This window comes from Halomonas sp., from assembly GCF_034520545.1.
Taxonomy (GTDB): Bacteria; Pseudomonadota; Gammaproteobacteria; order Pseudomonadales; family Halomonadaceae; genus Halomonas.
In genome coordinates this window covers 47,838-73,284 of the sequence record NZ_JAXHNN010000003.1, presented here as the reverse complement: position 1 = coordinate 73,284, position 25,447 = coordinate 47,838, and the positions used below count along the sequence as shown (strand labels likewise).

Annotated in this window: 26 protein-coding genes; 7 read left to right on the top strand and 19 right to left on the bottom strand. The window is 62.7% G+C overall.

Going from position 1 to position 25,447, the window contains the following annotated elements; genetic code table 11:
• Positions 1 to 26 precede the first annotated feature (26 nt).
• The 19 genes from mgtE to argC all read right to left on the bottom strand — a co-directional run bounded on the left by mgtE (position 27) and on the right by argC (position 17,558).
• On the bottom strand, positions 27 to 1,403 hold the full coding sequence (gene mgtE, locus U5L98_RS02330) for a magnesium transporter (protein WP_322556741.1): 1,377 nt from the start codon (positions 1,401 to 1,403) through the stop codon (positions 27 to 29).
• Between the two features lie 129 nt (positions 1,404 to 1,532).
• Positions 1,533 to 1,961 (bottom strand): F0F1 ATP synthase subunit epsilon, encoded by a 429-nt coding sequence (locus tag U5L98_RS02325; RefSeq protein ID WP_322556740.1) that lies wholly within the window; start codon positions 1,959 to 1,961, stop codon positions 1,533 to 1,535.
• Positions 1,962 to 1,986: 25 nt separating this feature from the next.
• On the bottom strand, positions 1,987 to 3,363 hold the full coding sequence (gene atpD, locus U5L98_RS02320) for a F0F1 ATP synthase subunit beta (RefSeq protein ID WP_322556739.1): 1,377 nt from the start codon (positions 3,361 to 3,363) through the stop codon (positions 1,987 to 1,989).
• 66 nt (positions 3,364 to 3,429) lie between these two features.
• Positions 3,430 to 4,311, bottom strand: a complete 882-nt coding sequence (gene atpG, locus U5L98_RS02315; protein WP_322556738.1) for a F0F1 ATP synthase subunit gamma — start codon at positions 4,309 to 4,311, stop codon at positions 3,430 to 3,432.
• Positions 4,312 to 4,381: 70 nt separating this feature from the next.
• Positions 4,382 to 5,926 (bottom strand): F0F1 ATP synthase subunit alpha, encoded by a 1,545-nt coding sequence (atpA, locus tag U5L98_RS02310; RefSeq protein WP_322556737.1) that lies wholly within the window; start codon positions 5,924 to 5,926, stop codon positions 4,382 to 4,384.
• 16 nt (positions 5,927 to 5,942) lie between these two features.
• Positions 5,943 to 6,479 (bottom strand): F0F1 ATP synthase subunit delta, encoded by a 537-nt coding sequence (locus U5L98_RS02305; RefSeq protein ID WP_322556736.1) that lies wholly within the window; start codon positions 6,477 to 6,479, stop codon positions 5,943 to 5,945.
• 11 nt (positions 6,480 to 6,490) lie between these two features.
• On the bottom strand, positions 6,491 to 6,961 hold the full coding sequence (locus U5L98_RS02300; RefSeq protein ID WP_322556735.1) for a F0F1 ATP synthase subunit B: 471 nt from the start codon (positions 6,959 to 6,961) through the stop codon (positions 6,491 to 6,493).
• A 75-nt stretch (positions 6,962 to 7,036) separates the two neighbouring features.
• Complete coding sequence (gene atpE, locus U5L98_RS02295) at positions 7,037 to 7,264, bottom strand: F0F1 ATP synthase subunit C (protein ID WP_023006402.1); 228 nt, start codon at positions 7,262 to 7,264, stop codon at positions 7,037 to 7,039.
• A gap of 63 nt (positions 7,265 to 7,327) precedes the next feature.
• Positions 7,328 to 8,152 (bottom strand): F0F1 ATP synthase subunit A, encoded by an 825-nt coding sequence (gene atpB, locus U5L98_RS02290; RefSeq protein ID WP_322556734.1) that lies wholly within the window; start codon positions 8,150 to 8,152, stop codon positions 7,328 to 7,330.
• Positions 8,153 to 8,176: 24 nt separating this feature from the next.
• The gene (locus U5L98_RS02285) at positions 8,177 to 8,560 is read right to left on the bottom strand and encodes an ATP synthase subunit I (protein ID WP_322556733.1); all 384 of its coding nucleotides are present in this window, start codon (positions 8,558 to 8,560) and stop codon (positions 8,177 to 8,179) included.
• Between the two features lie 180 nt (positions 8,561 to 8,740).
• Positions 8,741 to 9,655, bottom strand: coding sequence for a ParB/RepB/Spo0J family partition protein (locus tag U5L98_RS02280; RefSeq protein WP_322556732.1), 915 nt, complete (start codon positions 9,653 to 9,655; stop codon positions 8,741 to 8,743).
• 40 nt (positions 9,656 to 9,695) lie between these two features.
• Positions 9,696 to 10,466, bottom strand: a complete 771-nt coding sequence (locus tag U5L98_RS02275; RefSeq protein WP_322556731.1) for a ParA family protein — start codon at positions 10,464 to 10,466, stop codon at positions 9,696 to 9,698.
• 37 nt (positions 10,467 to 10,503) lie between these two features.
• Complete coding sequence (rsmG, locus tag U5L98_RS02270) at positions 10,504 to 11,160, bottom strand: 16S rRNA (guanine(527)-N(7))-methyltransferase RsmG (RefSeq protein WP_322556730.1); 657 nt, start codon at positions 11,158 to 11,160, stop codon at positions 10,504 to 10,506.
• Positions 11,157 to 13,061: a tRNA uridine-5-carboxymethylaminomethyl(34) synthesis enzyme MnmG gene (mnmG, locus tag U5L98_RS02265; protein ID WP_322556729.1), complete on the bottom strand. Its 1,905-nt coding sequence runs from the start codon at positions 13,059 to 13,061 to the stop codon at positions 11,157 to 11,159. Before mnmG ends, rsmG begins: the two co-directional genes overlap by 4 nt.
• A gap of 530 nt (positions 13,062 to 13,591) precedes the next feature.
• On the bottom strand, positions 13,592 to 14,365 hold the full coding sequence (locus U5L98_RS02260; protein ID WP_322556728.1) for an amino acid ABC transporter ATP-binding protein: 774 nt from the start codon (positions 14,363 to 14,365) through the stop codon (positions 13,592 to 13,594).
• Between the two features lie 12 nt (positions 14,366 to 14,377).
• Complete coding sequence (locus tag U5L98_RS02255; RefSeq protein ID WP_322556727.1) at positions 14,378 to 15,049, bottom strand: amino acid ABC transporter permease; 672 nt, start codon at positions 15,047 to 15,049, stop codon at positions 14,378 to 14,380.
• 108 nt (positions 15,050 to 15,157) lie between these two features.
• Positions 15,158 to 15,925 (bottom strand): transporter substrate-binding domain-containing protein, encoded by a 768-nt coding sequence (locus tag U5L98_RS02250; RefSeq protein ID WP_322556726.1) that lies wholly within the window; start codon positions 15,923 to 15,925, stop codon positions 15,158 to 15,160.
• A 115-nt stretch (positions 15,926 to 16,040) separates the two neighbouring features.
• A complete protein-coding gene (gene erpA / locus U5L98_RS02245) occupies positions 16,041 to 16,394 on the bottom strand; it encodes an iron-sulfur cluster insertion protein ErpA (protein ID WP_322556725.1) in 354 nt (117 codons plus the stop codon).
• Between the two features lie 129 nt (positions 16,395 to 16,523).
• Entirely contained in the window at positions 16,524 to 17,558 is a 1,035-nt protein-coding gene (gene argC / locus U5L98_RS02240) for an N-acetyl-gamma-glutamyl-phosphate reductase (RefSeq protein ID WP_322556724.1), read from the bottom strand.
• A gap of 129 nt (positions 17,559 to 17,687) precedes the next feature.
• On the opposite strand from argC, the gene U5L98_RS02235 reads away from it, so the two are divergent.
• The 7 genes from U5L98_RS02235 to hemW all read left to right on the top strand — a co-directional run bounded on the left by U5L98_RS02235 (position 17,688) and on the right by hemW (position 25,447).
• A complete protein-coding gene (locus U5L98_RS02235) occupies positions 17,688 to 19,460 on the top strand; it encodes a chloride channel protein (protein WP_322556723.1) in 1,773 nt (590 codons plus the stop codon).
• Between the two features lie 9 nt (positions 19,461 to 19,469).
• A complete protein-coding gene (gene hemJ, locus U5L98_RS02230; RefSeq protein ID WP_322556722.1) occupies positions 19,470 to 19,901 on the top strand; it encodes a protoporphyrinogen oxidase HemJ in 432 nt (143 codons plus the stop codon).
• The gene (locus U5L98_RS02225) at positions 19,901 to 20,761 is read left to right on the top strand and encodes a hydroxymethylpyrimidine/phosphomethylpyrimidine kinase (protein WP_322556721.1); all 861 of its coding nucleotides are present in this window, start codon (positions 19,901 to 19,903) and stop codon (positions 20,759 to 20,761) included. Before hemJ ends, U5L98_RS02225 begins: the two co-directional genes overlap by 1 nt.
• Positions 20,762 to 20,938: 177 nt before the next feature.
• Positions 20,939 to 22,228 (top strand): glutamate-1-semialdehyde 2,1-aminomutase, encoded by a 1,290-nt coding sequence (gene hemL / locus U5L98_RS02220; protein WP_322556720.1) that lies wholly within the window; start codon positions 20,939 to 20,941, stop codon positions 22,226 to 22,228.
• A 31-nt stretch (positions 22,229 to 22,259) separates the two neighbouring features.
• A complete protein-coding gene (locus U5L98_RS02215) occupies positions 22,260 to 23,504 on the top strand; it encodes an AAA family ATPase (RefSeq protein WP_322556719.1) in 1,245 nt (414 codons plus the stop codon).
• Positions 23,505 to 23,621: 117 nt separating this feature from the next.
• Positions 23,622 to 24,233, top strand: a complete 612-nt coding sequence (gene rdgB / locus U5L98_RS02210; RefSeq protein WP_322556718.1) for an RdgB/HAM1 family non-canonical purine NTP pyrophosphatase — start codon at positions 23,622 to 23,624, stop codon at positions 24,231 to 24,233.
• Positions 24,230 to 25,447: a radical SAM family heme chaperone HemW gene (gene hemW, locus U5L98_RS02205; RefSeq protein WP_322556717.1), complete on the top strand. Its 1,218-nt coding sequence runs from the start codon at positions 24,230 to 24,232 to the stop codon at positions 25,445 to 25,447. Before rdgB ends, hemW begins: the two co-directional genes overlap by 4 nt.

The window sequence follows — 25,447 nt, the reverse complement described above, 5'->3', positions numbered from 1 at the left end:
CGGCCCGACTGTCCGCTATCAGGGGCTCAGACTCCCGACAGCAGGGCAGTGGCAATACTGAAATAGATCAGTACGCCGGAGGCGTCTATCAGGGTGGTCACCAGCGGTGCCGAAGCGGTGGCCGGGTCCCAGCCCAGGCGGTCGAGCACGAAGGGCAGGCACATGCCCAACAGGCTGCCGAACAGCACGATGATCACCATGCTCATGGCCACCACCATCGCCACCGCCTCGCCGCCACGCATCACCCCGATGGGCGCCACGGCGAGCGCCATGGTCAGCCCCAGTGAGCCGGCCACCAGCAGTTCGCGGCCCAGCATCTTGCCCCAGTCCTTGACACCCACGTCGCCGGTGGCCATGCCACGCACCATAAGGGTCGCGGCCTGGGCCCCGGCATTGCCGCCGCTGCCGATCAGCAGCGGCAGGAAAAATACTAGGGCCACTTGGGCGGCAATCGTCTCCTCGAAATAGGCGATACCGGCCCCGGAGAAGAGATTGGCGAACACCAGCAACACCAGCCAGGTGACGCGCTTGCGGTAGAGGCTCCACAGTGGCACTCGGCTGACTCCATCCTCCAGCGCGCCGATGGACATCCCCTTGTGGATATCCTCGGTGGCCTCGGACTCGACCACGTCCATGGCATCGTCGTGGGTGACGATGCCCACTAGACGACGATCTGCATCGACAACCGGCAAGGCAAGCAGATCGTAGCGGGCAACGGTTCGTGCCACCTCTTCCTGGACCTCGTCTACGCCCGTGCAGATCACGTCCTTGATCATCATGTCGTCGATCAGCGCCCCAGGAGGCGCGACCATCAGCTGGCGCAGCGACAGGGTACCGGCGAGGCGTCCCTCCGCGTCGATGATATACAGTTGGTAGACCGTTTCGGCATCCGGGGCCGTCTGCCTCACCCGCATCAAGGCGCGGGAGACCGTCATCCCCGTCGGGATGGCCACGTAGTCCGCGGTCATTATCGCTCCGGCGGTGCCCTCCTCGTAGCTGGCCAGCCGCTTGAGCTCCTCACGCTCGCGGTGGGCCATGCGCCGCAGCAGTGCCTCGCGACGATTCTCGTCCAGCACCTTGAAGAGGTCGGTCCGCTCGTCGGAGCCCATCTCCTCGAGCAGCAGCAGCAGCGCCTTGTCCTCCATCGCCTCGGTGACGGCTCGCTGCTCATCACCGGGCAGATAGCCCAGCACATTGGCACGCCGCTCGAGGGGCAAACTGTCGAGCAGCGCCAGGGCTACTGGCAGGCCGAGCTCGTCCTCCTCCAGGGCGTCCTCGACGATTTCGCCGATATCCGCCGAACGCAGCTCGCGCAACAGGTTATCCAGACGCTCGGTGTCTTCTTCCTCCAGGGCAGCCAAAAGAGCCGTACGATACGGCTGCACGGTATCGTCGAGGGACATGGTTATCTTCCTGTGAGTGCCGTGTCATCGGCCGGAAAGAGAGCGAGAAGACGATGAGGCGACGACCAGAGACAACAACGCCCCCCGGACGCTGGGTGCGGGGGGCGCAGTCGACGGCTCAAGGCTGGATCAGCCCTTGCCGGCCTTCTTGCGCAGTTGCTGAATGGTACGCAGCTGAGCCACGGCTTCGGCCAGTTCGGCCGAGGCACGTGTGTAGTCCAGCTCGGCGGACTTGTCGCTCAAGTTCTTCAGCGCCTGCTGGCGTGCCTCTTCAGCCGCTGCTTCATCGATGTCATGAGCACGGGTGGCTGCGTCGGCCAGGATGGTCACCACCTCGGGCTGGACTTCCAGGAAGCCTCCCGAGACGTAGTAGTTCTCCTCCTGACCGCCATTATGAAGCACGCGCACCGGCCCGGGCTTGAGCTCGGTCAGCAGCGGTGCGTGGCCGGGAAGAATCCCCAACTCGCCCATGCGACCGGTGGCGATGATCCGCTCGATCTCGCCGGAGAAGATACCCTCCTCGGCGCTGACGATCTCGCACTTGAAGCTTTTCGTCATGACGACGTCTCCCAGGTAGACGGGATTACTTCATCTGGTTGGCTTTCTCGACGGCCTCGTCGATAGTGCCGACCATGTAGAAGGCCTGTTCCGGCAGCTCGTCGTACTCACCGTCGAGGATGCCCTGGAAGCCGCGGATGGTGTCCTTCAGGGACACATACTTGCCGGGCGCACCGGTGAACACCTCGGCGACGAAGAACGGCTGCGACAGGAAGCGCTGGATCTTGCGCGCCCGGTACACGGCCAGCTTGTCCTCGTCGGACAGCTCGTCCATGCCCAGGATCGCGATGATGTCCTTGAGCTCCTTGTAGCGCTGCAGCACGTTCTGCACGCCGCGGGCGGTGTTGTAGTGCTCATCACCCACGACCAGCGGGTCCAACTGACGCGAGGTGGAGTCCAGCGGGTCGATGGCCGGATAGATGCCGAGCTCGGCAATCGAACGCGCCAGTACCACGGTAGCGTCCAGGTGCGAGAACGTAGTTGCCGGCGACGGGTCTGTGAGGTCGTCCGCGGGCACGTAGACGGCCTGCACGGAGGTGATCGAGCCGGTCTTGGTGGAGGTGATGCGCTCCTGGAGTACACCCATCTCCTCGGCCAGCGTCGGCTGATAGCCCACCGCAGAGGGCATCCGGCCCAGCAGGGCGGAAACCTCAGTACCGGCCAGGGTGTAGCGGTAGATGTTGTCGACGAACAGCAGCACGTCGCGGCCATCGTCGCGGAACTTCTCGGCGATGGTCAGGCCGGTCAGGGCCACGCGCAGGCGGTTGCCGGGCGGCTCGTTCATCTGGCCGTAGACCAGTGACACCTTGTCGATGACGTTGGACTCGGTCATCTCGTGGTAGAAGTCGTTACCCTCACGGGTACGCTCGCCGACACCCGCGAAGACCGAGTAGCCACTGTGCTCGGTGGCGATGTTGCGGATCAGCTCCATCATGTTGACGGTCTTGCCGACACCCGCACCGCCGAACAGGCCAACCTTGCCGCCCTTGGCGAACGGGCAGACCAGGTCGATGACCTTGATACCGGTCTCCAGCAATTCGTTGGAGACTGCCTGATCGGCATAGCCTGGAGCCTTACGGTGGATCGGCATACGCTCCTGCTCGCCGATCTCGCCCACCTCATCGATGGGCTCGCCGAGCACGTTCATGATGCGACCCAGCGTCTCCTTGCCTACCGGCACGGAGATGGCCGCACCGGTGTTGGTGACGTCCATGCCCCGCTTTAGCCCTTCGGTGGAGCCCATAGCGATGGTACGCACCACACCGTCACCCAGCTGCTGCTGAGTCTCGAGAATTGTCTCGACATCCGAGACCTTCAGCGCGTCGTAGACCTTGGGAACATCGTCCCGCGGAAACTCTACGTCAATCACCGCGCCGATGATTTGTACGATACGTCCGCTCATCTTGGTTCCTCTCAAATACCTGAAAATGAAACCTGCATGCCGGGAGGGCCATGGCCTCCCCTGGCGCTATACGGCGGCGGCACCACCGACGATCTCGGAGATTTCCTGGGTAATGGCCGCCTGACGGGCCTTGTTGTAGACCATCTCCAGGTCGTCGATCAGATTGCCGGCGTTGTCGGTGGCACTCTTCATGGCGATCATCCGCGCGGCCTGCTCGCAGGCCCCGTTCTCGACCACCGCCTGGTAGACCTGCGATTCAATGAAACGCACCAGCAGGCTATCCAACAGCGCCTTGGCATCCGGCTCATACAGGTAGTCCCAGCTACCGGGACGCGTGTCTTCTTCGTCGTGCGATTCCGCACCCATGTCGGGCGACAGAGGCAACAGCTGGCGGACCACCGGCTTCTGCGTCATGGTGTTGATGAATTCGTTGTACACCACGTACAGGCGGTCCAGCTCGCCCTCGTCATAGGCATCCAGCATGACCTTGACGCTACCGATCAGGTCCTCGACCTCGGGCGACTCGCCCAGGCCGCTCTTCGCGGCGACGAGGTTGCCCCCGTAACTCTTGAAGAAGCTGCCGGCCTTGCTGCCCAGGGCACAGAAGTCGAGCTCCGCCCCCTGGTCGCGCCACGCCTTGGCATCCGTTACCACGGCCTTGAACATGTTCACGTTCAGGCCGCCACACAGGCCGCGGTCGGTGGATACCACGATATAGCCGACCCGCTTGGCGTCACGCTCGACCATCCAGGGGTGACGGTATTCCGGGTTGGCATCGGCGACATGTGAGACCACATTGCGGATCTGACGCGCGTACGGCTGGCTGGCCTTCATCAGGTCCTGAGCCTTGCGCATCTTCGACGCCGCGACCATTTCCATGGCGCTGGTGATCTTCTGCGTGTTCTTGATGCTCCCGATCTGGGTGCGTATCTCTTTTGCAGCTGCCATAGCGATCTACTCCGTTCGTGGCACTCAGAAAGCTCCAGGCCCATCCCGCAAACGGGACGAGCCAACGGGATTACCAGCTCTGAGTCGCCTTGAACTTGTCGAGACCCTCTTTCAGCCCTTGCTGGATCTCGTCGTTGTAGTCGCCGGTCTGGTTGATCTTGTCGAGCAACTCGGCGTATTCGGCCTTCATGAAGTCACGCAGTGCGCGCTCGAAGTCCAACACCTTGTTGACCTCTACCTCATCCAGGTAGCCCTCGTTAGCGGCATACAGTGAGAGGGCCATTTCGGCCACGGACATCGGCGAGTACTGGTTCTGCTTCATCAGCTCGGTGACGCGCTGACCGTGTTCCAGTTGCTTGCGGGTGGCTTCATCCAGATCGGAGGCGAACTGGGCGAAGGCCGCCAGCTCGCGGTACTGGGCCAGGGCCAGACGCACACTGCCGCCGAGCTTCTTGATGATCTTCGTCTGGGCCGAACCGCCCACACGGGAAACCGAAAGGCCGGCGTTAATGGCCGGACGGATGCCCGAGTTGAACAGGTCGGTCTCGAGGAAGATCTGACCATCGGTGATGGAGATCACGTTGGTCGGCACGAACGCCGAGACGTCACCGCCCTGGGTCTCGATGATCGGCAGGGCCGTCAGTGAGCCGGTCTTGCCCTTGACCTCACCATTGGTGAACTTTTCGACATAGTCGACGTTCACACGAGCGGCACGCTCAAGAAGACGGGAGTGCAGGTAGAAGACGTCACCCGGATAAGCTTCGCGGCCCGGCGGACGACGCAGCAGCAGGGAGACCTGGCGATAGGCAACGGCCTGCTTAGAGAGGTCATCGTAGACAATCAGCGCGTCTTCACCGCGGTCGCGGAAGTACTCACCCATGGTGCAACCGGAATAGGCCGCGAGGAACTGCATCGGAGCTGGGTCAGCGGCACCGGCAGCGACCACGATGGTGTGCTCCATCGCGCCGTGCTCCTCGAGCTTGCGCACCACGTTGGCAATGGTCGACTGCTTCTGGCCGATGGCCACGTAGACGCAGGTGATGTCCTTGCCTTTCTGGTTGATGATCGCATCGATGGCGATGGCCGATTTACCAATCTGGCGATCACCGATGATCAGCTCACGCTGACCGCGGCCGATCGGCACCATGGCATCGATGGACTTGAGACCGGTCTGTACCGGCTGGTCAACAGACTGGCGAGTGATGACGCCGGGGGCGACCTTCTCTACCGCATCGGTCAACTTGGTGTTGATCTCGCCCTTGCCATCGATGGGGTTGCCCAGGGCATCGACCACGCGGCCGGCCAGCTCGGGTCCCACCGGCACCTCGAGGATACGGCCGGTACACTGGGCGGTCATGCCCTCTTCGAGCTGCAGGTAGTCGCCCAGCACCACGGCACCCACGGAGTCGCGCTCGAGGTTGAGCACCATGCCGAAGATGCTGCCGGGGAACTCGATCATTTCACCGAACATCGCATCCTCGAGACCGTGAACTTTCACGATACCGTCGGAGACGCTGACGATGGTGCCCTGATTGCGGGCTTCGGATGCGACATCCAGCTTCTCGATACGCTGTTTGATGATGTCGCTGATCTCGGAAGGATTCAGTTGCTGCATGCCATGTCCCTCAGACTCAAGCGGTAAGGGCTTCGGAGAGGCGTGTCAGTCGACCGCGTACCGACCCGTCGATGACGGTGTCGCCGGTACGCAGGATGACACCACCGAGAAGCGCGGAGTCCACCTGAGTGGTAATGGAGATTTCACGATTCAGGCGCTTCTGGAGCGCACCGGCGAGCTTGTTCTGCTGATCGTCGTCGAGCGGATAGGCCGAAACCACGGTGACATCGACGCGCCTCTCGACCTCTGCGCGCAGCCGCTCGAACTGTTCGGCAATAGCCGGCAGAGCCGGCAGGCGGCCCTTCTCGCCCAGGGTATCAAGGAAGCGACGCGACGCCTCGTCGATGTCGGCTTCCGCCAGTTCCAGCAGCAGAGCGACCTTGCGCTCGGCAGCCAGGCCCGGATGGGTCAGAAGCTTCTCGACATCACGTACAGCGACGACGCGACCCAACGTGACAAGCCACTCGGACCAGGCATCCAGTGCCTGCTGATCATGGGCGTAGTCAAACGCTGCCTTGGCATAGGGTCGTGCGACGGTAGACAGTTCCGCCATGGGTCACCTCCTCACAGTTCGGCCGCAAGCTTGTCGAGCAGCTTGCGATGTGCCTTCTCGTCGACGGAGGCTTCAAGAACCCGCTCGGCCCCGGAAATCGCCAGATGCGACACCTGGGCGCGCAGGTCATCCTTAGCACGCTGGACTTCCTGGTCGATCTCGGCACGCGCGGAAGCCACGATACGCTCACCTTCGGCGCGGGCCTGCTCACGAGCTTCCTCTATCATCTGCGAGGAGCGCTTGTTGGCCTGCTCGAGGATCTGGGAAGCCTGCTCCTTGCTTTCGCGAAGGGTAGCATCCGCCCTTTCCTGGGCAAGCTCGAGATCACGTGAAGCCCGGCTGGCCGCATCGAGGCCATCGGCGATCTTGCGCTGACGTTCGTGGAGCGCATTGCTGATCGGCGGCCACACAAACTTTATGCAGAACCAGACAAAGATCGCGAAGGCGATCGTCTGCCCGATAAGCGTCATGTTGATATTCACAGGGATGTACCTCTGACGTGTTCGTGGCGACCGGAAACAGGCAAACCGAGCGCGGTGCGCCCGGTATGCAGCACGTTAACCGGCAACAACGAAGATCAGGTACATCGCGATACCCACACCGATCATCGGCACGGCGTCGAGCAGGCCGGCCATCAGGAAGGTCTTGGTCTGCAGCTGATCACCCAGCTCCGGTTGCCGTGCGGTGGATTCCAGCAGCTTTCCGCCGAGGATGGCAAAGCCAATACCGGTGCCCAGGGCGCCCAGACCGATCATGAGTGAGGCAGCAATGTAGACGAGTTCCATGGTGGTGCTCCTAGTTTCTCGAGTTGAGTTTCAAGGTTGAGGGTTGATCAAGTGTTGCGCGTTTCAGTGATGTTCGTGCGCCTGGCTCAGGTAGACGACGGACAGCACGGTGAAGATGAAGGCCTGAAGGCTGATGACCAGGATATGGAATATCGCCCAGGGCACGTTCAGCGTCCACATCACCCAGAACGGCAGCAGGGCAATGAGGATGAAGATCACCTCGCCGGCAAACATGTTGCCGAAGAGACGCAGACCGAGACCAAGCGGCTTGACCAGCAGGCCGATGATCTCGAGAACCAGGTTGAACGGGATCAGCGACCAGTGATTGAACGGGGTCAGGGAAAGTTCCTTGGCGAAGCCGCCGACGCCCTTGACCTTGAGGTTATAGAAGATGATCAGCAGGAAGACGCCAAATGCCATACCCAACGTCGCGTTGGGATCGGTGGTCGGCACCATCTTCATGTAATCGACGCCGAGGCGAAGGAAGATCTCGGGCACATAGTCCACGGGGATCAACTTGAGCAGGTTCATCAGGAAGATCCAGACAAACAATGTCAGGGCCAGCGGGGCAATTACCGGGTTGCGACCGTGGAAAGCGCCGTGAACGGTATTCTCGACGAACTCGAAGACCATCTCGACGATGTTCTGCAATGTGCCGGGGACTCCGGTGGTCGCTACCTTGCCGGCCTTGCGGAACAACCAGATGAACAGCACGCCCATGGCGATGGACCAGCCCATGGTGTCCAGGTGCAGAGCCCAGAAACCCATTTCCTGGGCTTCGGCGGCAGAGTGCGCCATCGACCAGCCGTTTTCGGGGTGATAGCCGAAGGTCAGATTCTGCAGGTGGTGCTGAATATACTCGGTCGGCGAGGGGTTGTTACCAGCCATGGATCTGCCTCTCGTTGGGGTCGGTCATCCACGCAACAGCCAGGGAGCCAGCCAGTGCATGAAGTGGACCGCCACGTATGCGCCAAAGAAAAAAGCCAGGTTTGAGGGGGGCACTGACACGAACACCAGGGCGAACAGTGTCACCGTCAAACCGAGCTTGCCCGCTTCGGCCCGATAGAAGCTGGACACGAAGCGCCTTGCTTGCCGGCGGCTTCCCAGTACGCCGAGTCGCCATATGAAAAACAGATTTGGAAGAAGACAAACCAGCCCGCCGGTCACTGCCGATATGGCTGCCTTCTGCCCGCCTGTCGCTAGGGCAAGGAGCGTGACGACGATGACTACTCCCGCCTGAGCTTGCAACAGTCGGCGATAATTCGGTCGCCGTTGCATCGCCGCAAGGCTAGCCATGCATCACTCGCCATGCCTCTCGCATCGGGCTCAGACCCATAGGCAAACAACCGCGGATTATAAGGAACCCCCCCGGCCCCTTCAACCGGAGTGTCGGTGATTCCGGCGATATGGCATCCATCTTCGACCAAAGGGGTACACGTTGACGACAGCGCCGAGGGCGGCCCATGGTCGAGCGTTTCATCGGATATGCTCCAGGATACCGTCAAGCTCGTCGAGGCTGGCGTAGCGGATGGTCACTCGTCCCTTGCCACCGCGGCCGTGCTGGATTTTCACGGGCGCCCCGAGTACCTCGGCGAGACGCGTCTCCAATCCGGCCACATCCGCGGATGGTGCCTCGCGCTGCGGCTTGGCGGGTGCACCGCTGGCCAGCCGCTTGACCAACGCCTCGGTGTCACGAACCGTGAGATCCTTGTTGACCACCTCATGAGCCGCCTTGCGCTGGCGTGCCCCGGACAGCGCCAGCAGCGCCCGGGCGTGGCCCATGTCCAGATCACCGCGCTCGAGCAGCGTCTGCACCTCGGGGTCCAGCGTCAGCAGCCGCAGCAGGTTGGCCACCTGGGCACGGGAGCGGCCCACGGCATCGGCTACCTGCTGCTGGGTCAGGGCGAACTCCTCGAGGAGGCGCTTGAGGGCCATCGCCTCCTCGACGGGATTGAGGTCCTCGCGCTGGATGTTCTCGATCAGTGCCAGGGCCAGCGCTACCTCGTCGGTGACCTCGCGAATCACCGCGGGAATGACGTCGAGTTCGGCGAGTTGGGCAGCGCGCCAGCGACGCTCGCCGGCGATGATCTCGTAGCGCGCCTCACCGACGGGACGAACCACGATGGGCTGCATCACGCCCTGGGCGCGAATCGAATCGGCCAGTTCCTCCAGAGCCTCTGGCTGGATGTCACGACGCGGCTGGTACTTGCCGCGGGAGAGCTGCCCCAGCGGAAGCCGTTCGAGGCGCTCTTCGGCGGGTTTGTCCGAGGGATCCGCGACCGGTGTGGCCTCGGACGTATCGACCTCGGGCAGATCAAGGCTTTCATGACGGCGGGCATTGGCACCGATCAGAGCATCCAGGCCGCGTCCCAGGGCGCGTTTACGCGTCATCGACATTCCCTCATCACTACCAGCAGTATCGGCGGACAGCCTACAGAGACAGTCGCCGGATCAGTTCCTTGGCCAGCACCCGGTGGGCCTGGCTGCCGCGCGAGAAGCGGGCGTACTTGGTCACCGGCAAGCCGTGACTCGGGGCCTCGGCGACCCGTACGTTGCGCGGAATGGTGGTCTTGAGCAGTGCATCGCCGAAGTAGTCGCGCAGTTGCTTGCTGACATCGCGGGTGAGGCTGTTGCGAGCATCGAACATGGTGCGCAGGATCCCGTAGATCTCGATCTGTGGGTTAACGCTGTCCTTGATCTGCTCCACGGTATCGAGCAGCGCCGATAGCCCTTCGAGGGCGTAGAACTCGCACTGAAGCGGAATCAACACACCATCGGCGGCCGTCAGGGCATTAACGGTGAGCATGTTCAGCGACGGTGGGCAGTCGATCAACACCACGTCATATTCGCCGGCTACCTCGTCCAGGGCCTTCACCAGACAACGCTCACGGCCCTCGCGGCGGTCGAGCAGTTCCACCTCGGCGGCGGTCAGGTCGCCATTGCCGGGCAGCAACGCATAGCCCGCCTGGGGGCAGTCGAGGATCACCTCGGTGGGACGCTTCTCGCCCAGCACCACGTCCAGCACACTGCCATCCAGATCATGCTTGTCGGCGCCGCTGCCCATGGTGGCATGGCCCTGGGGATCAAGGTCGACAAGCAACACGCGGCGATCCAGCGACGCCAGGCTGGCGGCAAGATTGACGGCAGTAGTGGTCTTGCCCACCCCGCCTTTCTGGTTGGTCAAGGCTATGATCTTGGTCACTGGCAACTCCCTTGCTGGGGAAACAGACGCATCTGGGTCAGGCCTGGGTCACGTTCCGGTGCCGAAGGATTACGAGCTGTCGACCGCCGTTCTGGAAGGGCACCGCAAGGTCGTGTCGTGCTGCCACGACGATCTCCTCGGGAAGGTCGGCCAATTCATCATCCACGGCGGGCCCCTTCATGGCCAGCCATTCACCGCCCGGTTCCACCAGGCGCACGGTCAGTGCGATGAAATCGCCCAGGCTCGAAAAGGCCCGCGAGATTACCTGGGCATAGCCCCCGGCGATGGGCTCGAAGGCTTCGACCCTGGCCTGTACTGGCGTGACGTTGCCAAGGCCCAACTCCATCACGGCCTGGCGCTGGAAGCGTACCTTCTTACCGTTGCTGTCGACTAGCGTGACTGAAAGCGTCGGCTCGAGAATCGCAAGCACCAGGCCAGGTAAGCCCGGTCCAGAGCCCACGTCGAGCAGTTGCGTTCCCTTGACGAAAGGCAGCACCGCGGCACTGTCGAGGATGTGACGGATCACCATCTCCTCCGGCGTGCGTACCGCGGTGAGGTTATAGGCGCGATTCCACTTGTGCAACAGCGCCACCAACGCCAGCAGCTGACGACGCTGCTCGTCATCCACGGCGATGCCCAACGCTTCCAGCCCGCTATCGAGGCGCGCCTCGGGGGTCTGCTCGGCGGTCGTCATGCGCTGGCCGCCCGGCCGTCGTCGAGTAGCCGTCGCTTCTTTAGGTGGATCAGCAGGATCGAGACCGCCGCCGGGGTCACGCCGGAGATGCGTCCTGCTTGGGCCAATGTTTCGGGACGTGTCTCCTCGAGCTTCTGACGAATCTCGTTGGAAAGCCCCTCGACGCACCGGTAGTCGAGGTCGGCCGGCAGCGGCGTGGCCTCGTGGCGCTTGAGCTTGTCGATCTCGTTCTGCTGTCGCTCGATGTAGCCCTGGTACTTGGCCTGGATCTGCACCTGGTCGGCCACCGCCTCGTCCTCAACCGCTTGCCCTTCCATGTCGGGCAGCTCAGCGAGGTCACCATAGGCAAGCTCCGGGCGCCGCAGCAGGTCCATCAAACTGTATTCTCGGGCCAACGGCGTGCCGGTCCTGGCCTCGACGCGAGCAGCCGCGGGAGTACTCGGTTGCACCCAGCTGGCCCGGAGCCGCGCACTCTCGCGCTCCACCGCCTCGCGCTTGGCCGCAAAAGCCGACCAGCGGGTATCGTCCACCAGTCCCAGTTCGCGACCGGTCTCGGTGAGACGCATGTCGGCGTTGTCCTCGCGCAGCAGCAAGCGGTATTCGGCCCGCGAGGTGAACATGCGGTAGGGCTCCTTGGTTCCCAGGGTGATCAGATCATCGACCAGCACGCCCAGGTAGGCTTCATCGCGCCGTGGTGTCCAGGCATCCAGCCCGCGGGCCCGCCGAGCGGCATTGAGCCCGGCCAGCAGCCCCTGAGCCCCCGCCTCCTCATAGCCGGTGGTGCCATTGATCTGGCCAGCGAAATACAGGTTGTGGATAAACTTGGTTTCGAGGGAGTGACGCAGGTCCCGAGGATCGAAGAAATCGTACTCGATGGCGTAGCCCGGCCGAGTGATATGGACGTTCTCCAGCCCCGCGATGGAACGAACCACCTGCAACTGAACATCGAAAGGCAGCGAAGTGGAGATGCCATTGGGATAGAGCTCGTGGGTATCGAGCCCTTCCGGCTCGATGAACACCTGGTGACTCGCCTTGTCGGCAAAGCGATGCACCTTGTCCTCGATGGAGGGGCAGTAACGCGGCCCGATCCCTTCGATCACTCCCGAGTACATCGGCGAACGATCCAGGTTGGCGAGGATGATGTCGTGGGTGCGCTCGTTGGTGTGCGCGATGTGGCAGCTGACCTGCCTAGGGTGCATCTGGCGGTTGCCGAGGTAAGACATCACCGGTGTCGGACTGTCACCGGGTTGCTCTTCGAGATGCGAGAAATCAACGCTCTTGGCATCGAGCCGCGGTGGCGTGCCCGTCTTGAGGCGATCGACCCTGAACGGCAGCGCTCGCAGCCGTTCGGCCAGGGCATTGGAGGGCGGATCACCGGCGCGACCGCCACGGCTGGTGTCGAGGCCGATATGAATCACCCCACCCAGGAAGGTTCCGGTGCACAGCACCACGCTCTCGGCCAGGAGGCGGATGCCGGTCTCGGTGACCACGCCGCGCACGGTATCGCCCTCGACGATCAGGTCACCTGCCGCTTGCTGGAAGAGCGTCAGATTGGCCTGCGTCTCCAGCATGCTGCGAATTGCCGCCTTGTAGCGAATGCGATCGGCCTGGGCACGAGTGGCACGTACCGCCGGCCCCTTGCGGGCATTCAGAACACGAAACTGGATGCCGCCCAGGTCGGTTGCCAGCCCCATGGCACCGCCCAGGGCATCGATTTCCTTGACCAGGTGACTCTTGCCGATCCCGCCGATGGCGGGATTGCAGGACATCTGGCCGAGGGTCTCGATGTTGTGGGTCAGCAGAAGGGTCCGGCAGCCCATGCGGGCCGAGGCCAGGGCGGCTTCGGTTCCGGCATGGCCGCCGCCGATGACGATGACGTCAAAGCGCTCGGGATACTCCAAGGGTCACCTCACGGCGCAATGCGCCGATATTGCAGTCATGAGTGGAAATCAGCGAGCCAGTATAAACCTCCTGTGGGTAATCGTCAGGGTTTTCCACACCTGATCTCATGAATCACCCACCAGCTCTCCACTCCTAAACAATAAAATAGAATATATAAAAGAAGTTCTGTTGTGGTAGTAACTACTGGTGTGGACATTTTCCGTGGATAACCGAATAAATCTGTATTTTTTCAATGCTTTACATTGTTGACTGCTGATCGGAAAAGAGGGTGACTGCCTGCGCATGAGGTGTCAGGAGGCTGTGGACGGAAAGCTCGCTTATCCACAGCTCGCTTCGAACACGGCTTGTCCACCGCTGGCTACCTGGCTTGTTACCGTGACGGTGAACAACCGACACGATTCGTCCATTGCCCCGTATGATGGGTGCTGCAGGCGACTCGGGCCTGGTTTCCCAATTTTTTTGTCCACAACCAAAAAAAGGCCCTGTCGATAACGACAGGGCCTTTGCGAGACGCGCGATAAGAGTTGAATCAGTGCTTGAGTACCCTCGACAGGAACTGCTGGGTGGGCTTGTTGCGGGGACGATCCAGAACTTCTTCGGGCGGCCCCTCCTCGGCGATCTCGCCTTGGTGGATGAAGATCACCCGGTCGGCAACTTCCCGGGCGAAGCCCATCTCATGGGTCACGATCATCATGGTCATGCCCTCTCCCGCCAGCTTGCGCATGGCATCGAGGACCTCACCGATCATTTCAGGGTCGAGCGCCGAGGTCGGCTCGTCGAACAGCATCAGGCGAGGCTCCATCGCCAGGGCGCGTGCCAGTGCCACACGTTGCTGCTGACCGCCCGATAGTTGCCCGGGATGCTTGGCCGCCTGGTCACTGATACCCACTCGCTCGAGCAACCGCTCGGCCGTTTCTATGGCGTCCAGGCGGCTCCAGCCGCGGACCTTCATGGGCGCCAGAGTGACGTTGTCGAGCACGCTCAGGTGCGGGAATAGGTTGAACTGCTGGAAGACCATGCCGACCTCGGTGCGGATTTTCTGCAATGCCTTACCGGCCTTGCCATGGGGCAGCAACTCGTTGCCATCGACTTCGATATGGCCCTGCTGGAACTCCTCGAGGCCATTGATGCAGCGGATCAGCGTCGACTTGCCCGAGCCGCTGGCACCGACGATCACAACGACCTCCCCGGGTGAGACCTCCAGGTTGATGTCTTTCAGCACATGCAGATCGCCGAAGAACTTGTTCACCTTGTCGAGGCGCACGATGGGGTGGGCGTCGGAAGGGGACTTGTCATGGTTCATGTCGCGCTTTCCTTATTGTCCGGCCAGACCCCTGCTTTCGATGATGCGTAGCACCAGCGACAGGGTGAGCGTGATCGCCAGATAGAGCATGGCGACCATCAGGTAGACCTCCAGGGCGGTGAAGGTGGTGGCGATGTAGACCTGACCCTGACGGACCAGCTCGCCGACCCCGATCACCGAGAACAGCGAGGTGTCCTTGATGCTGATGATGCCCTGGTTGCCGAGGGCCGGGATCATGCGCCGGAAGGCCTGGGGCCAGATGATGTAGCGGAAGGTCTGGCGTCGGGAGAGTCCGAGCGAGAGACCGGCCTCCTTCTGGCCACGGTCAATGGACTGCACGCCGCCGCGGACGATCTCGGAGATGTAAGCGCCGGAGTTGACCGCGATGGCGGCGATGCCGGCCACCAGGGCATTGATCGGCCCGCCCAGCAACTGAGGCAGGCCGTAGAAAATGAACAGCACCTGGACCAGTACCGGGGTGCCACGGAAGATCTCGATATAGGTGATTGCGGGAACCCGCAGCCAGGCGAAGGGGCTGATGCGCAGCAGGCCGAAGATGATGCCTATGATGAAGCCGATGGCCAGTCCCGCGAAGGAGATCAGCAGGGTGTAGGGAATCCCCGGAAGCAGGTGGGGAATGGAGCCAAAGGCCGCCTGCCAGTCGAATTGGAAGGTGACGTCCACAAGGTTTCTCCGTCAAGACACAAGGATGACGACAGGGGGGAGCGTGCCGGTTGCATAACGCAACGGGGCCGGGTCGAGTGCCCGGCCCCGTGATCACAAGGCGAAGCGTTATTCGTCGCTGGCGCTACCGAACCACTTGGCGTGAATCTCGTCGTAGGTGCCATCTTCCTTCATGGCGGCCAGGGCCTCGTTGACCGGCTCGACCCACTCGCTACCTTCCGCCAAGGCGATGCCGTACTGCTGGCCCTCGTAGAGATTTCCTACGACCTTGACCCGGCCTTCACCGCGGCTCTGGGCAAAATAGCCGACATTGGGGGCGTCATAGAACACGGCATCGACACTACCGCCCAAAAGGGCCATGTACATGTCGCTGCTGCCCGGGTAGGGGGTGATGTCGGCCTCGTCGCCCAAGTTCTCCTCCAGGAAGTCATAGCTGGTAGAGCCGATCTTGGTGCCGATCTTCTTGCCTTCCAGGTCTTCCAGTTCCTGGACGCTGTCGTCGTTGGCGCTCACCAGAATGCGCAAACCACTGTCGTAGTAGGGGTCGGAGAAGTCGACGATCTTCTCGCGTTCCTCGGTGATGGTGATGCCGGCAATCGCCATGTTGACGTTTCCGGTCTGCACGGCGGGAATGATGCCGTTGAAATCCATCGTGCGCAGGTTGTACTCGAAGCCCGCACGTTCGGATATCTCCTGGAGGATATCCATGTCGAAACCGATCATCTCGCCGGTCTCGGTGTCCAGCATTTCGAAGGGCACGAAGCTTGGGTCGGTGACGACCTCGAGAACGTGGTTATCGGCGCTTGCCGCACCGGAGAGCCCCAGCCCGAAAGCGATGCTGGCAGCTAGAGAGGCGGTCTTCAGTTGACGTTTCATAGGGTTCCCCATGGAAGAAGTTGTTTGTGGAGTACGCCTTAAACCATGGCGAGTTCCCGGGGAAGCGTCAAGTGGAAGGAAGAGCGTTCTGTCGCCGTTGAGCTAACGCTGGCGGTCATACCATGAAAGAGGCACCGCAGCCGCAGGTGGTGGTAGCGTTGGGGTTCTGGACCAGGAAGCGGGCACCGGCAAGCCCCTCCTCGTAGTCGACTGTGGAGCCGACCAGGTACTGGTAGGAGAGCGGGTCGACCACCAAGGCCACTTCCCCGAACTCGACGAGGGTGTCGTCGTCGGCGATCTCCTCGGCGAAGTCAAAACCGTACTGGAAGCCCGAGCAGCCTCCGCCGGTGACGTAGACCCGCAGCTTCAGCCGGGGGTTGTCCTGTTCCTCGATGAGTGCTGCGAGACGGGCACGGGCCCCATCCGAGAGCATCAAGGGGGTGGGAACGAAGGATGCGGCACCACTCATGGGTGACCTCCCCTGGATCGATGAATGTCTTGCAAAGGGGGATTATCCACAATCCCTAGCAAAAGGGTCAACTTTGTTGGGGATGCCCTTCCCCCGGCGCCCTTGGGTGTTTGGATTTGAGTCGTGCCACTAGGGCATGATGGCTGGAGCGTCGAGGCCGGCCAGCTCGTCGAGGTCGAACATCAGGTTGAGGTTGTGCACGGCCTGACCCGAGGCGCCCTTGACGAGATTGTCGATTACCGAGAGGACCACCACGGTGTCGCCGTTACCGGGACGGTGGATCGCCAGGCGGCAGAAGTTGGATCCTTTTACGCTGCGTGTTTCGGGGTGGCTGCCGGGCGGCATCACGTCGACGAAGGGTTCGTTGGCGAAGCGCCGCTCGAAGAGCGCCTGGAGGTCGTCGGGGTCAGCGGTCAAGCGGCCGTACAGCGTGGCGTGGATACCGCGGATCATCGGTGTCAGATGAGGCACGAAGGTCAGGCCAACAGGGCGCCCAGCGGCATCGGCCAGCCCCTGGCGAATTTCCGGAAGGTGGCGGTGGCCCGAAGCGCCATAGGCCTTCATGGATTCGCTGGCTTCTGCCAGCAAGGAGGGGACCTTGGCACCGCGGCCGGCACCGGTGACGCCGGATTTGCAGTCGGCGATGATTTGGTCGGCATCGATCAGTTCCGCCTCCAGCAGTGGCAGCAGGCCCAGCTGCACGGCGGTGGGATAGCATCCGGGTACGGCGACTAGCCGTGCCTGGCGAATGCGCTCACGATTGACCTCGGGCAGGCCATAGACCGCTTCGCCGAGCAACTCGGGGGCCCCGTGAGGTTGGTCATACCAGCGGGCCCACTCCTCGTCGTCGCGCAGCCGGAAGTCGGCCGAGAGGTCGATGACCCGGGTCCCTCTTTCGAGCAGCTCACCGGCGAGTGCGTGAGCCACGCCATGGGGCGTGGCGAAGAACACGGCATCGCAGCGTGCCAGTCGGTCGGCATCGGGTTCGCTGAAGGCCAGGTCGTCGTAGTGACCGCGCAGGTTGGGGTATAGCTCGCTGACGGCGATGCCGGCCTCGGAGCGAGAGGTGATGGCATCTACTGCCACGTCGGGATGACGGGCCAGTAGCCTGAGCAGTTCGACGCCGGTATAACCGGTGCCGCCGACGATTCCGACCTTGATCATGATGGCCTCCTGGGGTTGTTGACGTGACGCTGGGACCTATGGCTGCGGATATGATACACAAGAGAAACGTGACCTACCCAGGCCCAGTCTGGCGGGTCTTCCCCAGCAAGGCCGAACAGGAGCGTCGCCGTGCCGCGTCTCTCGCTACCCGACTTCAGCCTGGAAGGCTTTCGTCGCCAGTTGGCCAATGTCGATGCCCTGCCTCAGCTCTGCGTACTGGGTGTGCTGTCGGGTCTTGTGACAGGTGGGCTGATGGTGGTGTTCCGCCTGCTGCTGTCACTGGGTGGCATTCTGCTGTTTCCCGACGGCGATCCCGAGGCCTTCGAGGCGCTGCCATCGGTCCTGCGAGTGCTGATGCCCCTGGTCGCGGCGGCCCTGATCGGTGTGTGGCTTTTTCATCAGCCTCCCAGAGGACGGCGTATCGGCGTGATCCACGTCATCGACCGATTGACCTACCATCAGGGACGCTTTCCGTTGCGCAACTGGCTGACCCAATGGTGGGTTGGCGTGGTGTCGGTGATCGGTGGTCTCTCCGCAGGCCGTGAGGGACCGGCTATCCACCTTGGGGCGGCGGCCTCGACCGGCCTGGGGCAATACTTGCGGCTGCCCCATAACAGCCTGAGGGTATTGGTGGCTTGCGGAACGGCTGCGGGCATTTCGGCCTCGTTCAATACGCCTATCGCCGGGGTCATCTTCGCCATGGAAGTGGTGATGATGGAGTACACGATCATCGGTTTCATGCCGGTGATCCTGGCCTCGTCCATGGGCGCCGTAGTGGCCCAACTGGTCTATGGTGCCGAACCCGCCATCGGCATTCCCGACCTGCACCTTAAGTCCTTGCTGGATATTCCCTGGATCCTGGCCAGCGCCCTGCTTATCGGCCTGTTAGCGGCACTTTTCGTACGAGTGGCCCGAGGGCACGAACGGCTTCAGCGGTTGCCGATGGCGTTGCGCTTCGCCCTGGCGGCGCTGGCGGTAGCGGGCGTGGCCTGGTGGTACCCCGAAGTACAGGGAATGGGCTACGACACCCTGCAGATGGCGCTGGGTGGCACCGCCGCAGTGGATGTTCTGCTGGTGGTGGCGATCGGCAAGTTGTTGCTGACCGCCTTCAGCGTGGCATGCGGTATCCCGGTCAGCGTCATCGGCCCCATCCTGGTGGTCGGCGGGGCGGCCGGTGCCTTGTGCGGCCTGGCAGGCCAGGCGTTGTTACCGGTAGGAGCCTCGGAACCCGAGGTCTATGCCTTGCTGGGCATGGCAGCGATGATGGGTGCCGTGCTGCAGGCTCCCCTGGCGGCCCTGATGGCGCTGCTCGAGCTCACGCACACTCCAGGCATCATCATGCCGGGCATGCTGGCAGTGGTGGTGGCCAGCCTCACGGCGCGGCAGCTGGGACGCAGTCAGGGCTTCTTCCTCACCCAGACCCGTTCGGGACAGCATCCGCTTCAGCAGCCACTGATGCAGGCTCTGTCCCGGGTATCCGTGCCGGCGGTGATGGAACGCAATCTGGTGCGTACCTCGCGCATGGTGACGCGTGATCAGGCCAGCGCTCTCCTCAATTCCAATCCTGTCTGGGTGCTGATCGAGCGTTCCAGGGACGACAAGCCGACTCTGGCGCTCAAGGCAGCCGACCTGGCCCGCTGGCTACTGGAGCACGACCAGCTTGGGTCGGAGAACGATAGCGCCTTGCTGGATTTGCTCGAGATCCCCGGCCAGCGCCTGGACATGGCACCGATCCACCTGCAGGCAACGCTCTCCGAGGCTTTCGAGCGACTCAACGACAAGGCCCTGGATGCTCTCTATGTGGAGCACGGTCACCGGCCGAAGCAGAAACGGATTTCGGGTATCATCACCCGTGATGCCATCGAGCGCTATTACCGCTTTTCCGAATCGACCCACGGCTGAGGAGTCGTCATGTATCTGTGGATGAAGGCCCTGCACCTGGTGGCCATGGTGACCTGGTTTGCTGCCCTGTTCTATCTGCCCCGCCTTTACGTCTACCACGCCATGGCGCGGGACAAGGGAGAGCAGCAGGCCATCGACCATTTTCTGGTGATGGAGCGCAAGCTCTATCGCGGGATCATGACCCCGTCGATGATCGCCGTGCTGCTGTTCGGTGGTGCACTGTTGGTGCTCAGTCCTTCCTGGCTCACCCAGGGTTGGATCCATGCCAAGCTGTTGCTGGTCGCACTGCTGGTGGGATATCACCACATCTGCTTGATCTATCTGAAACAGTTTGCCGAATCGCGCTGCCGACGCGGGCATGTGTTCTTTCGCTGGTTCAACGAGCTGCCGGTGATCGCCCTGCTGCTGATCATCTTCCTGGCCGTGTTGAAGCCGTTCTGATGGCCGAGACCCGTGAACTGAAGCCTCATTTGCCTACTGTGCTGGTGTTGGCCGGCCACGATCCCACTGGTGGTGCCGGTCTGGTCGCCGACAGCGAGGCGGTGGCTGCCTGCGGCGGCTGGGCGTTGACCGTGCCCACGGCGCTGACGGTGCAGAACTGCCGGGACGTGAGGACGGTGAGGCCCGTGCCAGCCGATGACCTGGTTGCCATGGTGGCGGCCCTGGATGAGTTCGAGATTGCCGCCATCAAGATCGGCCTGATACCGGATGGCATCTTGCTGGATGCGGTGGTGGATATCCTGCGGCACCGGCCGGGGGTTCCGGTGGTGGTGGATCCGGTGCTCAGGGCCGGTGGAGGCAGTGACTTGTCCACAGCCGAGCTCATCGATGCCATGCGTCTCCATTTGCTGCCGCTTGTGGATATTCTGACCCCCAACCGACAGGAACTGGCCCGGCTGGCCGGGGCCGAATTCCGCGATGACACCGAGCGAGCGGTGAGGCTGATGTCTCTGGGCTGCCAGTCGCTGCTGGTCACCGGCACCGACCACCCCGCGGGACGGGTGCCGGCGGATCGGGTGGAGCATACCCTGCATGCGCCTGACGTCAGCCGACAGTGGACCTGGCCGCGACTCGCGGGGAGTTTCCACGGTTCCGGCTGTACCCTGGCGAGCGCACTGGCGGCGCGCCTGGCGGCGGGCGAGTCACTGGTCACGGCCTGTGAGCAGGCGCAGGCTTTCACCTGGCAGGCGCTGGCTCGCGGCTGGCAACCGGGACATGCTCAGTGGCTACCACGGCGTCTCTGGCAGTTGCCGGCCATACCCTCCTTCCTCACCATCAATGCCGCTACCCCGCCGGGATGACCCGACGGGCTGGTCATCGACTCTCCGGCAGACGAGAATGGGGCGAATCAAGCAGAGGAGCAGACAGGTGTCATTCGACGAGATTCACTGTCGGTTCACCGGCTATCACGAGGTTATCCAGGAAACTATCCACAAGCCCGCCTGGTCGGGCATGTATCTACAGGGCAAGAGGTTGACATGACCACATCCGCACAGCTCTTCGAGCAGGCCTGCCGCCACATTCCTGGCGGGGTCAACTCGCCGGTTCGCGCCTTCAAGGGGATGGACCGTCCTCCGGTGTTCATGGAGCGTGCCCAGGGCGCCTATCTCTTCGATGTGGAGGGCAAGCGCTATGTCGATTATGTCGGCTCCTGGGGGCCCATGATCACCGGCCATGCCGATCCCGAAGTGCTGGAAGCGGTGCGCGAGCGGCTCGATAACGGCCTCTCCTTCGGTACCCCCACGGCCATCGAGACCACCATGGCCGACTTGATCTGCGAGATGATCCCCAGCATCGAGATGGTGCGCATGGTCAATTCCGGCACCGAGGCCACCATGTCGGCGATCCGCCTGGCACGGGGCTATACCGGCCGCGACAAGATCGTCAAGTTCGAGGGCAACTACCATGGCCACTCCGACTCATTGCTGGTCAAGGCCGGCTCGGGTGCCCTGACCCACGGTGAGCCCAGTTCCCCGGGGGTGCCGGCCTCGCTGGCCGAGCACACCGTGACCCTCTCGTACAACGATCTGGATGCCGTGGAACAGTGCTTCGAGGAGATTGGCAGCGAGGTGGCGTGCATCATCGTCGAGCCTGTGGCCGGCAACATGAATTGCATACCGCCGCAGCCGGGCTTTCTGGAGACCCTGCGCCGTGTCTGCGACCAGCATGGCAGCGTGCTGATTTTCGACGAGGTGATGACCGGCTTCCGTGTGGCGATGGGGGGGGCTCAGGCCCACTACGGCATCGAGCCGGATCTCACCTGCCTGGGCAAGATCGTCGGCGGTGGCATGCCGGTGGGCGCCTTTGGTGGTCGTCGCGAGATCATGGAGATGATCTCGCCACTTGGCCCCGTCTATCAGGCTGGCACCCTCGCCGGCAATCCACTGGCCATGGCTGCCGGCATCACTCTGCTCGGGAAACTTCGCCAGCCCGGCTTCCACGACGCCCTGGCGCAGCGGGTCGAGACCCTTTGCCATGGTCTCCAGGAAAGAGCCGATGCCGCGGGAATCGACATGATCACCCAGCGTGCCGGCGGCATGTTTGGGGTCTTCTTCACGGGCCAGAGCCGAGTCGACAACTTTGCCCAGACCACCGCCTGCGACGCCGATGCCTTCCGTCGCTTCTTCTCCCTGATGCTCGATCAGGGGGTCTATCTGGCGCCGTCTGCCTTCGAGGCCGGCTTCATGTCCAGTGCCCATGCCCCGGAGGATATCCAGCTGACCCTGGATGGTGCCGAGAAGGCATTCTGGGTGATGCAGCAGGCCTGAGACTCCACTCTCCATACTGGGAGGCACCTTGATGCGCCACACAGATGTCGAACATGCGGCCCCTGAGGAGGTACTGCAGCTGGAGGAGCTGGTCGATCGGCTTGTGGCCTTCCATCGGCACTCGCTCGGCGAGGCCTGCCCCTCCAATGTCGGGCTGGTCGCCTTCAGGAAGCGATTCGAAGGAGACGTGGCGGCCCTCGAGTCGCTGCTCCCCGGCGAGGAGGATCGCCAGCGTCTGGCCTGTCTCCAACAGTGGTTGGACCAGGATCTCGAGCGTCTGGCGCCGTTTTTTCTGGCGCGTCGGGAGCGCCTGCTGGCATCCAGCTGGGCCGCCGCGCATCCCGATAGTCGGCTCTTCCACCAGGGTCGTATATTGCTGGCCAACGCCATCGGCCGCGATCTCCAGGGTCCCGGGATCGATGATCTCGTCGATCCGGGTAGCGACCTGGCCGCACTGCTGGTGGGACTGGAGGCCCACGGCGAAAGCGGACTGGCTCGCCGGGCCCTCGATGGCTACCTGCGCCAATCCGGGGATTACGACCTGGCTCGATTGCTCTCCGTCTTTCGTGTCGTCGAGGCCCTGGCGGGCGCACGACGAGCCTTGCAGCGTCATCAGGCGGCCGGTGAGGATGGCGAACGCCCTGCCCTGCTGGCCGAGACCATGCGGGAGTGTCGTGCCTATCTGGACCTGGCCGAGGCCTATGCCGAGTTCCGCTTCCCTCCGTTGATCATCGGCATCGGCGTCTCGGGCAGTGGCAAGAGCCGCTTCACCCGGACTCTGGTCGGTCGCCTGGGGGCCGTGCGACTCTGTTCGGATGTGGAGCGTCGACGACTGCATGGCATCGATCCACAGCAGGTTGTGATGGAACCTTCTGTGGATATGTTTACGCCGGAGGCCACAGAGCAGACCTATCGTCGACTGGCCGAATGTGCCGGCACGCTGCTGGAGGCAGGATTTCCGACCTGCGTCGATGGCACCTTCCTCAAACGAGAGCAACGCGACCTCCTGCGCCAGCAGGCCGAGGCCCGGGGTCTGCCGGTGCTGCTGGTCAGCTTCGAGGCCGATGAAGCCACCTTGCGCCGGCGCATAGAGAAGCGCGCTCGGCGCCATGGCGTTCCGGTCGAGCAGAGTCTCGCCATATTGGCGTCTCAGCAAGCCGACATCGAGGCCTTTGGCGACGAGGAACGCCTTCACCTGCTGCATCTCGATACCACGGCGGACAACGCCGCCGAGACCCTGGCGGGCCTGATTCAGGATCACGTGCGATTGATCTAGGAGCCGCTTACAAGGAATTCGGTTCTATATGCGATGTCTCCTGGTTCTGCATGCGAAACCATATACTTGTTTATACTTTATCCACATTTCTTATTCTGACCGTCTGGAGAATCGACCATGACCCCAGCCCTGCTGGTCCTGGCCAGCGGCAATGCCGGCAAGCTGCGCGAGTTCCACCAGCTGCTTTCCCCGCTGGGTTTCGATGTGAGGCCCCAGGCCGACTTCGGCGTGGCCGATGTCGAGGAGACCGGCCTGACCTTTGTCGAGAATGCCCTGCTCAAGGCTCGAGAAGCCAGTCGCCTGAGCGGGCTGCCGGCACTGGCTGATGATTCCGGTCTTGAGGTTGATGCCCTGAATGGAGCGCCTGGCATTTATTCCGCACGCTATGCCGGCGAGCCGAAGAGCGATGCGCGCAACAACGCTCGGCTTCTGGCGTCCCTGGCCGAGGTGCCGGAGGGTAGCCGCCGGGCTCGCTACTGGTGCGTACTAGTGTTGCTGCGGCATGCCGAGGACCCGGTACCGTTGATTGTTCAGAGCAGTTGGGAAGGCGAGATCCTGAAGTCTCCCCGCGGTGAGGGGGGCTTCGGCTATGACCCGCTCTTCTGGTTGCCCGACCAGGGAGCGAGCGCTGCCGAACTCACCGCTGAACTGAAGAATCAGCTCAGCCACCGGGGGCGGGCCCTGCAGGCGCTGGTAACGGCAATGGACGACGGGCAAGGACAGCGATGAGCGTTTCTACCCCGCCATCACCCGGAGTGCCGCCGTTATCGCTTTATATTCACGTGCCCTGGTGCGTGCGCAAGTGTCCCTACTGCGACTTCAACTCCCATGGGGTCGGGCGCAGCGCCGAGCTGCCCGAGGCGAGCTACCTCGCGGCGCTGATCGCGGACCTCGAGGCCGACCTGCCGCTGGCCGCGGGGCGTGAGCTCGTGAGTATCTTTATCGGTGGCGGCACACCGAGCCTGATGTCGGCCGGCTTCTACGAGCGATTGCTGCAGGCCGTAGCTGACCGGCTTCCTCTGGCTGCAGATGTCGAGATCACCCTGGAAGCGAATCCCGGTACCCTCGAGCGGGGACGATTCGCCGCCTATCGAGCGGCGGGGATCAACCGGCTGTCGTTGGGAGTGCAGAGCTTCCAGGACGTGCAGCTGGCGGCGCTGGGGCGCATCCATGGCGGTGACGATGCCGTGGCAGCCATCCAGGAGGCGCGCCAGGCGGGCTTCGACAACCTCAACATCGATCTGATGCACGGTCTTCCCGAACAGACGCCGGCGCTGGCGCTGGCCGATCTCGACCAGGCCCTGTCCTTCTCCCCGGAGCATCTGTCCTGGTATCAGCTGACTCTGGAGCCCAATACCGAATTTTACACTTTTCCCCCTGAGCTGCCTCTGGAGGAGGTCCTGTGGGACATCCAGGACATGGGACATGAGCGGCTGGAATCCGCCGGCCTGGAGCGCTACGAGATTTCCGCCTATTCCCGTGCCGGTCGCGGCTCGCGTCACAATCGCAACTACTGGCACTTCGGTGATTATCTGGGAATCGGGGCCGGAGCCCATGGCAAGCTCAGCGTTGCGGGGAGCGATGGTCTGCAGATTCAGCGTCGCTGGAAATCGCGGTTGCCCGACGCCTATTTACGCCGGGTCAACGACCCACGTGGTTTCGTGGCCGGCCAATGCGATATCGATGAGCGAGAGCTGCCGCTGGAATTTGCCATGAATGCTCTGCGCCTGGTGGAGGGTGTGCCGCTGTCGACCTGGAATGCCCATACCGGGCGCGGCTCGCAGGCACTGCTTTCCCGACTGGTTACGGCCCGTGAAAAAGGACTTCTCGTGGAAGATGCCGATAGGCTGCAGGCATCGCCACAAGGTCTGCTATTCTTAAATGAGTTACTGGTCTTGATCAGTGAGTATCGGCCAGGCAAGGAAGAACTTGTCTACTCGTAG

Excerpts from the sequence above, each read along its gene's own strand:
- U5L98_RS02215 (WP_322556719.1), top strand. The coding sequence starts at position 22,260 with ATGCGCCACACAGATGTCGAACATGCGGCCCCTGAGGAGGTACTGCAG.
- U5L98_RS02325 (WP_322556740.1), bottom strand. The coding sequence starts at position 1,961 with ATGACGAAAAGCTTCAAGTGCGAGATCGTCAGCGCCGAGGAGGGTATC.
- hemW (WP_322556717.1), top strand. The coding sequence starts at position 24,230 with ATGAGCGTTTCTACCCCGCCATCACCCGGAGTGCCGCCGTTATCGCTT.
- atpB (WP_322556734.1), bottom strand. The coding sequence starts at position 8,152 with ATGGCTGGTAACAACCCCTCGCCGACCGAGTATATTCAGCACCACCTG.
- hemJ (WP_322556722.1), top strand. The coding sequence starts at position 19,470 with ATGTATCTGTGGATGAAGGCCCTGCACCTGGTGGCCATGGTGACCTGG.
- U5L98_RS02305 (WP_322556736.1), bottom strand. The coding sequence starts at position 6,479 with ATGGCGGAACTGTCTACCGTCGCACGACCCTATGCCAAGGCAGCGTTT.
- U5L98_RS02250 (WP_322556726.1), bottom strand. The coding sequence starts at position 15,925 with ATGAAACGTCAACTGAAGACCGCCTCTCTAGCTGCCAGCATCGCTTTC.
- U5L98_RS02225 (WP_322556721.1), top strand. The coding sequence starts at position 19,901 with ATGGCCGAGACCCGTGAACTGAAGCCTCATTTGCCTACTGTGCTGGTG.
- rsmG (WP_322556730.1), bottom strand. The coding sequence starts at position 11,160 with ATGACGACCGCCGAGCAGACCCCCGAGGCGCGCCTCGATAGCGGGCTG.
- mgtE (WP_322556741.1), bottom strand. The coding sequence starts at position 1,403 with ATGTCCCTCGACGATACCGTGCAGCCGTATCGTACGGCTCTTTTGGCT.
- atpG (WP_322556738.1), bottom strand. The coding sequence starts at position 4,311 with ATGGCAGCTGCAAAAGAGATACGCACCCAGATCGGGAGCATCAAGAAC.
- atpD (WP_322556739.1), bottom strand. The coding sequence starts at position 3,363 with ATGAGCGGACGTATCGTACAAATCATCGGCGCGGTGATTGACGTAGAG.
- U5L98_RS02285 (WP_322556733.1), bottom strand. The coding sequence starts at position 8,560 with ATGGCTAGCCTTGCGGCGATGCAACGGCGACCGAATTATCGCCGACTG.
- argC (WP_322556724.1), bottom strand. The coding sequence starts at position 17,558 with ATGATCAAGGTCGGAATCGTCGGCGGCACCGGTTATACCGGCGTCGAA.
- hemL (WP_322556720.1), top strand. The coding sequence starts at position 20,939 with ATGACCACATCCGCACAGCTCTTCGAGCAGGCCTGCCGCCACATTCCT.
- rdgB (WP_322556718.1), top strand. The coding sequence starts at position 23,622 with ATGACCCCAGCCCTGCTGGTCCTGGCCAGCGGCAATGCCGGCAAGCTG.
- U5L98_RS02260 (WP_322556728.1), bottom strand. The coding sequence starts at position 14,365 with ATGAACCATGACAAGTCCCCTTCCGACGCCCACCCCATCGTGCGCCTC.
- atpE (WP_023006402.1), bottom strand. The coding sequence starts at position 7,264 with ATGGAACTCGTCTACATTGCTGCCTCACTCATGATCGGTCTGGGCGCC.
- atpA (WP_322556737.1), bottom strand. The coding sequence starts at position 5,926 with ATGCAGCAACTGAATCCTTCCGAGATCAGCGACATCATCAAACAGCGT.
- U5L98_RS02280 (WP_322556732.1), bottom strand. The coding sequence starts at position 9,655 with ATGACGCGTAAACGCGCCCTGGGACGCGGCCTGGATGCTCTGATCGGT.
- erpA (WP_322556725.1), bottom strand. The coding sequence starts at position 16,394 with ATGAGTGGTGCCGCATCCTTCGTTCCCACCCCCTTGATGCTCTCGGAT.